Here is a 13,364-nt window from a genome sequence, read left to right as displayed (position 1 = left end):
ACGGGACCACGTTCCCCGTCCGCCCGCCCCGCAGGCCCCGCCCCGGGCGGACCCATCCCCCTGCCCCGCTACGGAAAGTGGCCATGGACGGCACAACCACCCCGACCGGCATCCCCCAGTCGGACGGCCTGCGGGCCGCCGACGTCCTCGACTGCATCCGGGACATCCCCGTCTACCGCCCCGCGCTCGACCGGGACGCGTTCCCCATCCTGGAGAAGCCCGAGATAGCGCGGGGCTTTCCGGACAACTGGATGACCCCGCGCCTGGCCGCCGCGCTGGCCGCCGGCGAAGCCGAGTACGTCTGGTCGACCGGCACCCACCACGCCCGGATGCAGCTCATCCGGCCCCCGTACTTCCTGCTGCGCTCCTACTACCGGCTGTGGAGCGAACACCCGGACCTGGCGAAGACCTGGGCGGGCGGCTGCCGGCGGGTCTCGCTGACGACCGTGCTCGCCACCGAGCACGTGGCGCGCGTCAACGCCCGCCGCAACGGCACCGAACCGGCCGCCGCCCCGACGCTGGAGGACCGCAGGCTCGACGAGCGCACGCTGTACCTCAACCTGCGCCTGGATCCCGGGCAGTGGGGCCGGGCCGACATCGAGCGCATGCTGGCCGAGATCCGCGAGGTCTCCGCCGCGCACCCCGACGGCGCCTACCACCTGGACTGCTCCGGCTACCACCTCGCCCACCTGGTCCGCCGGGCCGAGGAGTTCGGCCTGTGGGGCTCCGAGGCGTTCCCGCAGCCCGCCAGCATCGTCACCGCGTACGAGTACACCCCGGCCAACGTCCGCCGCTACCTCACCCAGCGGTTCGGCGTACCGGTCATCGACCTCTTCGGCAGCACCGAGCTGGGGTACCTCTACTACAGCGACCGGGACGGCCGCTACCACCCGTACCTGGACCGCATGGGCATCGAGCTCGTCCCCGTGGCCCCCGGCAGCGACATCCACAGCCTGATCGTCACCAGCATCCGCAACCCGTACATGCCTCTGGTGCGCTACCGCTCGGGCGACTGCGTGCGCACCTCGGACGGCAGCGCCGACCCGGCGAAGGTCGTCGCGTTCTGCGGTCGTGAGAAGGAGCTGCTGGAGACCCCGCACGGGCCCGTCGCCCAGGCCGACCTCGACGACCGTGTGGCCGACGCGGCGCCGGAGGTCTTCCTCTACCGCCTGGAGACGCACGGCGGCACCGGCCCGGCGGCGCGACTGCGCTACACCACCTTCGACGGGCGCCCGCCCGCCGAAGGCCGGGACGCCGCGCTCGCCGCCGCGGTCACCGCCCTCACCGGGCGGCCCTCCACCACCGAGCACACCGCCCACCTGCCGATCGGCGCGTCAGGCAAGTACGCCTGGCTCGCCGTCGCAGACGACCGGGAACCCCCGGCCGCGGCCCCCCGAGGAGGAGGCGCATGAGTCCCCGTACGACGCCCGACGCGCTGCGCGCCCTGCTCGGCGAGCCGCTCCACGAGGAAGCGGTCCGCCACGCGCAGCGCCGCACCGGCGTACCGCGCCCGTACGCCGAACGCCAGGTGCTGGAATGCATGCGCTACCTCTACCTGGTCTCCGCGCACCCGGACCGCCTGGGTGGGCTCTTCCTCCCGGTCGAGCAGGACATCGACGAGATCTGGCACTTCCTCATCCTGCAGACCCGCGAGTACCGGGCGCTGTGCGAGGAACGCCTTCCGGGGGGCTTCTTCGTCCACCACCGCAGCATCGGGTACGAGGACTACCAGGCCGAACCCGGCCGGGAGCGGGCCGTCGAGGAGGCGCTGCGCTGGATTCCGTTGTACTGCGAGGAATTCGGCCCGGTGGACGAGGGGATCCTGCCGCACTGGACGATCGTCCGCTTCCTGCACGAGGCCCTGCACCTGTCCCTCGCGGAGATCTCGGACCTCGAACCGTTCCTGGAGCCGGCCGCGACCCGTGCGGGAGGCAACTGACACACGAAGAGGCGCACTGGGCGGGGACCGCACCCGCCGAAGTGCCGGACGACCGCGCTCTCGGTGCTCGGCTCCCCCGCCGCCAGGCCTTCCCCGTGCGTCCGCCGCCGCCCGGCGGTTACTGAGCCCGGGCGGCGCAGCCCGGTGGCATGGCGGAGTCGGTTGCCGTCATGCCATCTTGAATGCCTGATCTGGGCGAGCTGTCACGGGGGGGCTTGGATGGATTCGACAGGGGTGCCGGCGAGCGGACGCCGCGTGCGGGACATCGTCTGCGACGTGGTGGCGCAAGTGGCGCCGAACGAGGTCCTGATGGTGGACGGGCTGCTGGCGCTCGATGACGCCTCGGCGGTGCGGCGCCTGTCGGGCCGGGGCCCGCGGGATCCGCTGGGGTTCGGCGTGACCGAGGTGGCCGCGTTGGTCACAGCGGTGGTGTGGCTGGTGCTCGACCAGGTGGCCGCGGCCCTCGTCGGCGCGGCCGTCGAGAGGGCCGGCCGACGCTCGGGCGGTTGGTTGCGGCGGCTCTTTCGCCGGCCCCTGCCGCCGGCCGTTCTGCCGCCGCTGGACCCGGCCCAACTGGCCGCAGTCCACAGGCGTGTTGTCGAGGCAGCCACCCGGCGGGGGCTCACCGCCGAACGCGCAGCAGAGCTCGCCGATGCCGTGGTCGCCGCGTCGGTACTGGCGGAACCGGCCTCCGGGCCTCCGCAAGACGAGGAGGAGGCGGACGAACCGGCCGGTGGCGACCCGCAGTGAACACCGTTTCCGCCCGGCCGCGCATCGACGAGCGGGCCCTGGGTGCGGGTACGACCATCCGCTTCGTCATGCTGGTCCTGCTCATGCTGGCAGCCGGCGGGGCGATGATCCTTCCGGTCGTGCGGACCCTGCACGCCGCCGACGGCGTCGACTGCCTGCTCGCCGCCGGGCTCGATCCGAACCGGGCCGGAGACGCAGCCGCGATGACCCGCGTGGCTGCCCAGTGGATTCCGTTCTGGGCGTGCATGGACCAGTCCGCGCCTCTGCCGCCCTGGTGGCAGATCGCCGTCCTGCCGGTGCTTCTCATGGTCGCGGCCGCGCTGCTCTTCCTCCTGCTGCCGGCCTGGAAGATCCGCCGGCGGCGCCTCGTCGCGCTGCACACGCTCGACACGGACGGTTCCGTCCTGCGACTGGTAGAGGAGGCGGCCGGAGCCGCAGGGCTGGCCAGGGTGCCGCGCGTCGTCGTCGACCGGGCCGCTCCCACGACGGGCGCGGTGGTCTTCGGCCGCAATCGCCGGCCGATCATCAGTCTGCACGGCGGCCTGCTCGCCTGCCGCGGCACCGACCCCGGGCACGTACGGACCGTCCTGCTGCACGAACTCGCCCACATCGCCAACCGGGACGTCACCGTCACCTACGGCACCGTCGCGCTGTGGCGGGCTTTCTGCACGCTGGTCCTGCTGCCCTACCTCCTCTGGTCGACCTTTCAGTTCAGCACCCTCGCCCCTCCCACCTGGCTGGCCACTGCTCCGTACCAGATCCGGACGCTCCTGCTCCCCCTCCTCCTGGTCGCCCTCGTCCACCTTGCACGGGCCGACGTGCTGCGCGCCCGGGAGATCCACGCCGACCTCGCGGCGGCCCGCTGGGGCGCGGACCTGCACCGTTCCATCACCGCAGCCCCCTCCCTCCGGAAACTGCGCCCCGTCGCCGACTCCCTGAGGGAGCAGTGGAGCACGCACCCGCAGGCACAGGTACGCCGGTCTGCGCTGGACGATCCCTCCCCGCTCTTCGGGCTCCGGCCGCTGCCCATCCTTCTGACCGGTGTGAGCGCGGTGCTGATCCACAGCCATCTCCTGACCTACCTCGGCACGTACCGGCGGATGAGCTCCTGGATATCCCAGGGGGCGGCGTTCGTTCCGGCCCTCCTGGTGTGCGGCGTGATCGGAACCGCGCTCTGGCGGTCGGTGGCCTACGCGGTGGTGACGGGCCGCCCGGCGCCCTCCGGGGTGCGCACCGGCCTCTGGCTGGGCGCCGGCCTCGGTACGGGCGCGCTGTTCATCGGGCTCGGCGCCGGTGCGTCGCAGTGGTGGATCGGTGGCCTGGCGGGCCTACTGCTGATCGTGGCCGCCGGCACCGCCTTCGCCGTCTGGGTCACCCGGTGCGCCCGCCTGTGGGCCGGTACCTGGCGCGGCAGTTCCCTACGCCCCGCCCTCGTGCTGTGCCTGGCCGCCGGCTTCGTCGTCGCATCGGTCTGGTTCACCTGGCAGACGACCCAGGGAATCTACGGCTTGTTCTGGCAGACGGCAGGCACCACCGGTTTGCGCCAGACGGTCCTGCGGATGTTCCCCGGCGCCACCGACACGGGGCATCCCGCGGTCGCAGCCACCGCCGTGGTGGTCCCCCTGCTCCTGACCTCGTTGAACTCCCCCCTGTTCACCGCCGCCGCCGCGGCGACCTGGCTCCTTCCGGCCCTGGCCCTGGCGCTGGGGCCGACCGTCGGCCGCCCTCGCTGGCTGGCCCGCGCCCGGCTCGACGGCGATCCCTCCACCGCCCGGTGGGAGACGCCGCCACCGCTACGCCTGGCACTGGTGCCGGGGCTGGTCGGCGGAACGGGATGCTGGCTCGCGGTCGTCGGCGTCCTGGCGTACCTGCACACCGGACAGGCCGGGCCGACGCCGGGCAACGGGATCGAGGGACTGCGGTACCTGGCCTTCACGTTCGTGGCCCTCACCGGAACACTGGCCGTCACCGCGATGTGGGCCAGCCGCGGCCGCCATCTTCTCGTCACGTTGATCGCGACCCAAACGGCAGCGACACTCGGCCTCGCGGGCACGGTGGTCCTGATGTCCGTCGACGGCTGCGCGTCACGACTGAGCGTGTGGAACACCGACTGCGGCTGGCGCCCGGCATGGCGAGCGCTTCCGGACGGAAACCTGGGTGCCTTCGTCAACATCACCCTCCTGCTCGCCGCCCTGGTCACCCTCCTGGCCACCCCCCTGCCGGCCGTGGTGTCGGCCGTCCTGCGACGGCAGGCGCAGCCCGGACGCGCAGAACGCCGACGCCCGTCCCGGAGCCGGCCCATCGTCCGGTGGTCCGCACTGGGCCTGCCCACGGCCCTGGTGCTCACGCTCGCCGTCGCGGAGCCGCTCACCATGGCCAAGTACCAGACCTCCCTTCCGGACTACGCCGCAGGGCAGCGGACCATCCAGCAGCTGCTCGGCGACGCACCGCCCCCCACATCGCCGCAGACGAGGGCCCGCCAGGTCCGCGCCTGGTACCGGCACGGCGGGAAATACCTGCTGGGAAGCGCCCTTGCGGCCACCGACCAGCTGAGGACGGTGGAGGTCGGGTTCGACGCGGAGCAGGCGGAGTACGCCCCGGAGCTCGCCCGGATCCGCTCGCTGTGCGTACAGCTCGGGACGCTCGCCGCGTGGGAAGACGGGTACTACTTCCGCGTCCCGGACGCCGAAACCCAGGCCGACTGGCACGAGTTCGGCCGGTTCGCCCGCGACGGCAGCCGCAAGTGCCTGTCAGCCGTGGACCGGCAACCCTTCGACGCCAACGCCTTCATCGGCCTCGCGTCCGCCAGGTTCGATCTGGACGTGGCCGGTTCCTACGCCACCAGCGCAACGAACAGCATCACCGACATCCTGACGAAGGCGGGCTACCAGGCCTCCTGACGCTCTTGTCGGCCGACGGGAACCCGTCAGGCAGACCCGCGAACCGGTGCGCGAAGCGACTCGCCCGGTGTCCGACGATCACCACCGGATCACTGGCCGACATCGACACGAGGGTGCTCGTCCGCCTCTTCCGGAGGAGTGGAGGGCCACAGCGGGGTCCGGTAGGTTCCTGGGCATCAGCTTCATTGATCTTCAGATCGGGTGGGGACGTGCGGATACGAAGTGCGGCGGCGACGGCGGTTCTTGTGACGGGGACTTCGTTGCTTGGGGCGCCGGGGGCGATCGCGGTGGACGACACGGTCCCCCTCACCGCGACCTTCAACGACCCTGCTGGGACCACGGCCCGGCAGGATGCGATTCGTAACCAGCTGATCTCCCTGATCAACCGGACGCAGGCGGGTGCGGAGATCAACGGCTCGGTCTACCTCATCACCGATGGCGGCGTCAGCAGCGCGCTGGTCGCGGCGAAGCAGCGCGGGGTGAAGGTCAGGCTCATCGTGGACGGGGACGCGGTCCCGGACGTGGACGCGAACGGGAAGGCCACCGGGTCGGAGTACTCGATGCTCGCTGCGGCGACCGGTCTCGGCACCGATCCCAGCGCGGATTCGTGGGTGCTGGCCTGCCCGGTGAGCCGGGGCTGCATCGGCAACCGCAGCCTCGGCGGAGCCAGCGACACCGGCGCGATCAACCACAACAAGTTCTTCCTGTTCTCCAAGGTCGGCAGCACCGACAACGTGGTGTTCCAGACCTCGGCGAACCTGACGACGAGCCAGCGGCGGAACCTGTTCAACAACTCCGTGACGATTCCCGACGCCGGCTCCGGCCTCTACGCCGGTTACCGCGCCTACTGGCAGGACCTGCAGACCAACGGCTCCACCGGGACCGGCCTGGCCACCTACTACAAGACCCAGGACGCCGGACCCTACAAGACCTACTTCTTCCCCCGCCAGGAGAAGGCCGGCACCACGTACGACAACGACGCCGGCACCGACACCATCGTGTCCCTGCTGAACAACGTCGATTGCGCGGGCGGCGCCACTCAGATCCGGATCGGCATGTACGCCTTCACCCGCGTCCAGGTCGCCGACAAGCTCGTGGCCCTGAAGAACGCCGGCTGCCGGGTCGAACTCCTCCACAACGGCGAGGACGGCAACCTCGGCACCACCGTCCAGGCCTCGATCGGCGGACACCTCACCTACGCTGCCCGTTGCGCGGGCACGGCCGTGGACAGTACCGGTACCCCCCGCACCATCGGCATCCACTCCAAGTACATGCTGATCGAAGGCACCTACCTGGGCGGAGCCAACCGCAAGCTGGTCTTCACCGGAAGCCACAACTACACACTCCCGAACCTCCGGGCCAATGACGAGACCCTCCTGAAGATCGACAATCCGGCCGTCTACGACGCCTTCAAGACGAACTTCGAAACCATCAAGGCCGGCCCGCACTGCACCGCCTGGTGAACAACGCCGCGGCGAAACACGAGGACGGGGGCATGACCGGCCGTATCCCCGACTGGCCGCAGGAGCCCGGGCATTCAGGCTGCGAACGACAGTCATGGCAGCGATCACGACCCGTACCCGACTGTCTCAGCCGACACTCCGCCGCGCCTTTTCCGGCCGCGGGGCCGGTCGTCCACCGGCGTTCGAGGGGGTGATGCCTCTTTGCGGGCGCAGGAGCAGCGCGACGAGGAGCGCTGCGGCGGCCAGGGTGGCGCTGCCGCAGCGCAGCGCGAAGGAAGAAACGCCCCATGAGTGAGCGCACCTACCGGGTCATCGTCCGCGGCGTGTTCGCCGACCTCGACGACACCCAGCGCACCCGGCTCCTCGCCGCCGCTGACGAACACGACATCCTCAGGGCCGCTTTCACCGAAGACGGCACCCTCGTCTACGACCGGGAGCTGCGCGCCTTCTCCTTCCGCTGCGTGGTCCGGCAGGCCGCCCACCTGGAGGACGAGGCTGCCGGCGGTGCGGCCTGCGACCGGGCCGCCGCGGCTCTCGCCGCACGCGGTATCGGCCACGGCGCACTGCGGACCAAGGTCACCAGCGTGGACGACATGAAGATCCGTCGGCCCCGCCGCGGCTGACAGCCGGGGCAGGCCGCGTCCCCGGCCGTGCCGGCCCCGGCTGAACCGGCGCCGGTACGGCAAGGGCTGACGTCCAGGGTTCCCCGAGCGGCGGTGGAGGCCCGCCCCGGGCCACGGCCGGGCCGCCGCTCGGACCACCCTGTCGTCCCGCGCGTAGAACGCGACCCGGGTCCGGCGACTGCTACCGGGGAATCGACCGTCAGCTACCCGCCCCTCCACAGCGGGCGATTCCATACGCGTGACGAAAAGCGCGAGGAGCCACCACAACACTCGCCGGCAAGGCTTTCAGGAAGCGGAAGGCGTCTGGGCGAATGGCCAAACGGGGGGAAGAGCGGGCCCATGTCGGCGGCCCGAGGCACGCGCCCCTGATGGTGAGGGCGTCGATGCGGTCGGCGAGGTCGCCGGTCCGGGGCCGCAGCCTTCGGTCGGCGGCGCGGTGGTGGGCGTTCCGCTGGGGGAGCCCTGTGCCTTCCTCACGGACCGGTTGATGGCGTCCAGCGCCGCCGCGGCGGCGAGAAAGGAGACCGGCGCGGCCGGCGGGTCGGCTTCAGCCATGGCACTCTCCGTCACCCTGTCATCCTCCAGATGACGCCCTGCTTGTCGTCGTTTAGATGACATGCTACAACGGAGGCACGTTGAAGCGCATTGGCAGTTTCTGCCTGAACCAACTGGAGGTGTTTCGCGATGTTGATGCGCACCGACCCGTTCCGCGAGATGGACCGGATCGTCCAGCAGCTGTCGGGTACGTCGGGGACCTGGTCGAAGCCGTCGGTCATGCCGATGGACGCCTACCGCGAGGGTGACGCGTACGTGATCGCCTTCGACCTGCCCGGTGTGGACACCGAGGCGATCGACATCGACGTCGAGCGGAACATGCTGACCGTGAAGGCGGAGCGCCGCCCGGCCGCCAAATCCGACTCCGTGAAGATGGAACTCTCCGAGCGGCCCCTGGGCGTCTTCTCCCGCCAGATCATGCTGGCCGACACCCTGGACACCGAGCGCATCGAGGCCGATTACGACGCGGGTGTCCTGACCCTGCGCATCCCGATCGCCGAGCGCGCCAAGCCCCGCAAGGTCAGCGTCGGCGCCGGGTCCGGCCGCAAGCAGATCTCCGGCTGAACCATCCCTCCCCAGCCGGTCGCGGAGGGCGGGAAAGCCGATTTCCTCCCCCGGCGCCAGCCCTCCGCCGTGGCGAGCCGCCGTTCGGCCACGGCGGCCGCGACGCGGACGCTCCCTTGGGCGTCGCCGTTCGAGGGCGATTACCTCATCCTCGAACACCCGGAAATCTATACCGGCCGAAGTAGACATTCGGTTGCGGACTGGTTATGGTTTCTCTCGTAGCCCAAAGAGGTCGAAGGGCCCGGCAGAGACGAACTGCCGGGCAGCAGAACCGCAGTTCCCGTAGTTGCAGTGCCGCAGGACGGTGCGGTGACGGAGTTTCGAAGCCAGGTTGGTTGCAGGACGGCGACGGGACTGGTGACCGGACCGGGTGGCCCGCAGTGTTCAGGGGCCGCCGAGCAGTACCGCAGTGGCAGTACCCGCAGTAAGTGCAGTTGGCAGTAACAGCAGTTCAGTTCCTTCGGGGCCCGGGAGCCACATGCTCCCGGGCCCCTCCACGCGTTCCACGGAGCGGTGCAGTGACAGCAGGCGGCTCGTCCGGCCGTCTCGATGACGACGACCACCCCGCCTGCACGACGGGCCGGGCCGCCGCCGTACTCGGCACCACCCAGGGCTTCCTCCGCGCGACCGGCGAAGCCCGCTTCATCACCCCGCTGCCCTCCGCCGGCGGACACGGCCGCTACTCCCGCTGCCAGGAGCGCTGTTGTCCTGCCACGCGGCGTTCCCCATCGGCCGATGAGAAAACAGGCAGCTGTCGGGTGCTTGCACAGGCGCTGGGCGGGTACCCGGTGCCTCGGAGGTTGATATCGATGGTTCCCCTGCTTCTCGTGCTTCTCCTCGCGCTGGTCCTTTTCGGCGCCGGCTTCGCGCTGAAGGTCCTGTGGTGGGTCGCGCTCGCTGTTCTGGTGATCTGGCTGCTCGGCTTCGTCGCACGCCCGAAGGGCAGCGGTGGACGCTGGTACCGCTGGTAGCCCCGCGACCCTGTCCAAGGCGAAACGGTAAGGAGCGAACGATGGACAAGAAGGCGCACCGCACACCCACGCCACCTTCCGAAGCCCCTGGTGAGAGCGGGGACCGTGAGGCCCGCAAGCAGGCTGAGGAAGCGCTCGAGACGAAGGCCGGTGACGCACCGGGCACAGGCACAGCAACCCCGCGGCGTGCAGCGGGACAGCACCGGCCCGGCAGACGAAAGGGCTCTGGACCGGCCGGCTGAGCTCACGAAAGGCAGACACGCCATGTCCTACTTCCATGCCGCCGGGACGGCGGGTGCCGGCCTCCTGGCCATCGGCGCCGTGGTGGCCCTGGTCCTGATAGGAGCTGTCGGGTGGGGTATCAGACGTCGCTCGGGTCGGCCCGGTCCTGCTGCCGCGTCCCGGTCGGCCCCCCGGGGCGGCCGACACCAAGCCGACGAGCACCGTGAGCCGGATGCGGCGGCGTTTCCCGAGGACGGGGGAAGGCTGTCTCCGCACGAGATGAAGGGCTACGGCAACCTTGGCTCCAGCCCCTCCGAGCACAGACGGGACGAGGAGTGATCAGGCGACGCGCCGTACGGGAAGCGGACCGAGGGCCGGCCCGCACCCCTGATCACTCCGTGAGGGCGAACGCGCTGGCGTCGAGGTCCTCGAGGAGGTGGGCGGGGTCGCGGTAGACGGCTGTGGCTCCGGCGTCCTCGAGGTCGGCGCGGGGGAGGCCGCCGCACAGGAGCCCCAGGCAGGTGACGCCGGCCCTGGTGGCGGCCTTCATGTCCCAGACGCTGTCGCCGACGAAGACGGAATGCCGGGCTGCGGCACCACACAGGTCGAGTGCGTGCTGGATCGGGTCCGGGGCGGGCTTGCCCTCTTCCACGTCGTCGGCGCTGGCGGTTGCCGTGATGGCGTCGTCTGCGCCGATGGCGGCGGTCAGGGCTTCGAGCTCGTTGCCTCCGGCGGAGGTGACCAGCACCACGCGCCACCCCTGCCGGTGCAGGGTGCGCAGGAGCTCTTCGGCGCCGGGCAGGCGGGGCAGGCGCTGGAAGTAGGTGGCGTAGAGGGTGTCGTGCGCGGCGCTGAGCGCGTCGTCCTGGCCACGGTCGCGGTCCTCGCCCAGGAGGTGGGCGATCAGGTCGCCGCCCGGCAGGCCGATGGCCCGGTGGACGGCATGCATCGGCACCGTATGGCCGGCCTGCCGCAGTGCTTCCCACCAGCAGGTGACGTGCAGGTGATTGGTGTCGACGAGAGTGCCGTCGACATCGAACAGTGCTGCCCGTTCCACCACCGGACCTCCCAGAACGCCCTCATCGCAGCGCATCCCGCCACGGACCCAGCCTGCCCGTTGTGTGCCTTCCGCGCTCGTTTCTCTACCGCCGAGCGAGGCACATGCCCCAGAACGCCGCCATCAGGCACCGGGCGTGGCCTGCGGGCAGGCCGTGCCCGCAGGAGCGGGCCCGTGCGGAAGTCGGCCGGTCCGCGTCCGGGGGTGACGCCGTGGACGGGGTGGGCGATCACGGTGTCGGCCCACGCCCGCTTCGCCGCGGTGCGGGCCGACCCCGGAGCCGGCCTGGTGCACACGGCTCAGCCGCACCACGGGGTACGACCGCGCCGCGCAGACGGTACCGGCCGGTAGTGGGAATGCTGAAGGAATGAGAGACCACGCGCCTGCGCCCCGTCACGACACCCACGGACCGGCGACGATCGGGGTGGAAGAGGAGTTCTTCCTCGTCGACCCGGACACGCGCCTGGTCGTGCCGGCCGGACCCGCCGTCGCCGCTCGTGCCGCAGGCGACGTGGGGGATCGGGTGACGGAGGAGTTCGCCCTCTGCCAGGTCGAAGGACGCACCCGGCCCTGCCTGTCCGCGCACGAGCTGCGCCAGGAGCTCGAGCAGGTGCGTGCGGCACTCGTAGCGGCGGCCCGCGCCGAGGGAGTCCGCCTGTGCGCGTCGGGCACCGCCGTGCTCCAGGACGACGGGCCGGTTCAGGTGGCCGGTCATCCACGCTACCGGGCGGGGCGTCTGCAGTACCGCAGCATGATGGACGACTTCGCCGTCAGTGCCCTGCACGTGCATGTCCACCTCCCCGAACGTGAGCTCGCGGTGCGGACGGTCAACCACCTGCGCCCCTGGCTGCCCCTGCTGATCGCGGCGACCGCCAACTCGCCCTACCACCGGGGGGCCGACACCGGCTACGCCGCCTGGCGCACGGTCATCCGTCACCGCTTCCCCTGCCTGGGGCCACCGCCGTACGCGGCCTCGTGGCAGGAGCACGAGCGCCTTGCCGTCGTGATCGCCGGTACCGAGGCGATGCTGGACGCGCAGACGCCGTTCTGGGATCTGCGCCCCAGTCCGCGGCTGCCCACGCTGGAGGTGCGGGCGATGGACGTCCTGCACGATCTCGACGACACGGTCGCCGTCGCCGTCCTCCTGCGCGCCCTCGTGCGCGTCGCCGCCACCCGGGTACAGGGAGGGGACCCGGGGCCGCGCTGGGAGGGGGAGGTGCTGCGCGCCGCGTGCTGGCGGGCCGCCCGCGACGGATGGAGCGGCGACGTCTTCCATCCGGCGACCGGTCGGCCCCGTCCGGCCGCGGACGTCGCAGGCGAGCTGGTGACCCTTCTGCGACCCGCGCTGGAGGAGGCCGGGGACCTCCGCGAGGTCACCGGCCTGTTCGACCGGCTGGCCGAGCACGGTGACGGGGCGTCCCGGCAGCGGGCCTGGGCGGCCGCGGGCGCGGGGCCGGCGACAGTGGTGGACCGGCTCGTGACGGTCACGGCACGCGGGACGGGCGGGGGCGGGGTCAGCGGGCGGCCAGCGTGGTGACCAGGACGTCCCGGTGGCCCGGCCTGCCGTTGTCCTCGGGCCGGACGGGTGAGACGGCGTGCCAGGTGGCGCGGTCGTCACTGAGCAGGAGCGTGCCGGGCTCGCTCAGGGTGGTGGCCGCCAGCTCCTCGCCTTCGGCGTCGTAGACGGTGCTGCGGCCGCCGGTGACGTTCCGGCGGCCTACCAGGAGCGAGGACACCAGGGTGACGCCGTCCTTGTGGCGGCCTTCGGGGGTGGGCTGCCCCAGGCTGTCCAGCCGGGCGACGACGCGGAAGGGGTGCACTCGTACGATCCACTCGTCGGCGTCGTCCAGTCCTGCGGCGACCTCGCCCAGCAGCCGGATCAGGGCGTCCAGCACCGGCTCGGCCCGGAACCCGCCCGTGAGCGGTTCGAAGCGGCGCTCGACGTCCACGTAGAGCGGGTTGCTGTCGTCGGGCTGTACGAAGACCTCGTGCGGCAGGGGCGTGATGCCGCCGGAGTGCCGGGGCAGCAGGAACTGTCCGTACCGGCGCAGCCGACTCGTCCCCTGCTCAGCCGCATAGGGGTCCGCGGCGAGGTCCTCCCAGTGTCCGTCGAGCCGCGCCCACTCGGTGGGGGCCACGCCCAGGCACCGGGAGAGCACGGCCGGGGGCATCAGGTACCAGCCACGGGACGCGACCGTCCGGCGCGCCTCGACGACCGCGCGCACCGCGTCGTCGTCTCCGGACGTACCGTCCCCGGCCCGCGGTCCCTCCTGGGCCCCGCCCGCTGCCCGCCGCCCGAAAGCCTTCGCCTCGTCCATGT

12 protein-coding genes and 1 pseudogene are annotated in these 13,364 nt (G+C 71.7%); 11 read left to right on the top strand and 2 right to left on the bottom strand.

The window, feature by feature from the left end:
* Positions 1-83: 83 nt before the first annotated feature.
* The 10 genes and pseudogenes from ACFY15_RS16130 to ACFY15_RS16085 all read left to right on the top strand — a co-directional run bounded on the left by ACFY15_RS16130 (position 84) and on the right by ACFY15_RS16085 (position 10,326).
* Positions 84-1,412 carry a hypothetical protein gene (locus ACFY15_RS16130; protein WP_390825655.1) on the top strand — a complete coding sequence of 443 codons (1,329 nt, stop codon included), beginning with the start codon at positions 84-86 and terminating at the stop codon, positions 1,410-1,412.
* Positions 1,409-1,939, top strand: a complete 531-nt coding sequence (locus tag ACFY15_RS16125; protein WP_390825654.1) for a hypothetical protein — start codon at positions 1,409-1,411, stop codon at positions 1,937-1,939. The genes ACFY15_RS16130 and ACFY15_RS16125 overlap by 4 nt, the downstream gene beginning before the upstream one ends.
* A gap of 219 nt (positions 1,940-2,158) precedes the next feature.
* A complete protein-coding gene (locus ACFY15_RS16120) occupies positions 2,159-2,689 on the top strand; it encodes a hypothetical protein (RefSeq protein ID WP_390825653.1) in 531 nt (176 codons plus the stop codon).
* Positions 2,686-5,589 carry a M48 family metalloprotease gene (locus tag ACFY15_RS16115; protein ID WP_390825652.1) on the top strand — a complete coding sequence of 968 codons (2,904 nt, stop codon included), beginning with the start codon at positions 2,686-2,688 and terminating at the stop codon, positions 5,587-5,589. Before ACFY15_RS16120 ends, ACFY15_RS16115 begins: the two co-directional genes overlap by 4 nt.
* Before the next feature lie 287 nt (positions 5,590-5,876).
* Positions 5,877-7,052, top strand: a complete 1,176-nt coding sequence (locus ACFY15_RS16110) for a phosphatidylserine/phosphatidylglycerophosphate/cardiolipin synthase family protein (protein WP_390688294.1) — start codon at positions 5,877-5,879, stop codon at positions 7,050-7,052.
* 287 nt (positions 7,053-7,339) lie between these two features.
* Complete coding sequence (locus ACFY15_RS16105) at positions 7,340-7,675, top strand: DUF6204 family protein (protein ID WP_390825651.1); 336 nt, start codon at positions 7,340-7,342, stop codon at positions 7,673-7,675.
* A 684-nt stretch (positions 7,676-8,359) separates the two neighbouring features.
* Entirely contained in the window at positions 8,360-8,794 is a 435-nt protein-coding gene (locus ACFY15_RS16100) for an Hsp20/alpha crystallin family protein (RefSeq protein ID WP_390825650.1), read from the top strand.
* A 518-nt stretch (positions 8,795-9,312) separates the two neighbouring features.
* Positions 9,313-9,558 (top strand): annotated as a pseudogene (locus tag ACFY15_RS16095) (MerR family transcriptional regulator); the annotation flags it as partial.
* Between the two features lie 45 nt (positions 9,559-9,603).
* Positions 9,604-9,765, top strand: coding sequence for a hydrophobic protein (locus ACFY15_RS16090; protein WP_390688291.1), 162 nt, complete (start codon positions 9,604-9,606; stop codon positions 9,763-9,765).
* Between the two features lie 264 nt (positions 9,766-10,029).
* On the top strand, positions 10,030-10,326 hold the full coding sequence (locus ACFY15_RS16085) for a DUF6479 family protein (protein ID WP_390825735.1): 297 nt from the start codon (positions 10,030-10,032) through the stop codon (positions 10,324-10,326).
* Between the two features lie 52 nt (positions 10,327-10,378).
* Here the strand turns inward: ACFY15_RS16085 and ACFY15_RS16080 are convergent, their stop codons facing one another.
* Positions 10,379-11,044, bottom strand: coding sequence for an HAD family hydrolase (locus ACFY15_RS16080; protein WP_390688290.1), 666 nt, complete (start codon positions 11,042-11,044; stop codon positions 10,379-10,381).
* A gap of 367 nt (positions 11,045-11,411) precedes the next feature.
* Here ACFY15_RS16080 and ACFY15_RS16075 point away from each other — a divergent pair, with 367 nt between their 5' ends.
* Positions 11,412-12,581 carry a glutamate--cysteine ligase gene (locus ACFY15_RS16075; RefSeq protein ID WP_390825649.1) on the top strand — a complete coding sequence of 390 codons (1,170 nt, stop codon included), beginning with the start codon at positions 11,412-11,414 and terminating at the stop codon, positions 12,579-12,581.
* Here the strand turns inward: ACFY15_RS16075 and ACFY15_RS16070 are convergent.
* Positions 12,559-13,362, bottom strand: a complete 804-nt coding sequence (locus ACFY15_RS16070) for a 2OG-Fe dioxygenase family protein (protein WP_390825648.1) — start codon at positions 13,360-13,362, stop codon at positions 12,559-12,561. The genes ACFY15_RS16075 and ACFY15_RS16070 overlap by 23 nt on opposite strands.
* Between the last annotated feature and the right edge of the window lie 2 nt (positions 13,363-13,364).

The organism is Streptomyces sp. NPDC001373, from assembly GCF_042895815.1.
Classification (GTDB): domain Bacteria; phylum Actinomycetota; class Actinomycetes; order Streptomycetales; family Streptomycetaceae; genus Streptomyces.
Note: the sequence above shows the minus strand (reverse complement) of the source record. Positions and strands in the feature narration are given on the sequence as shown.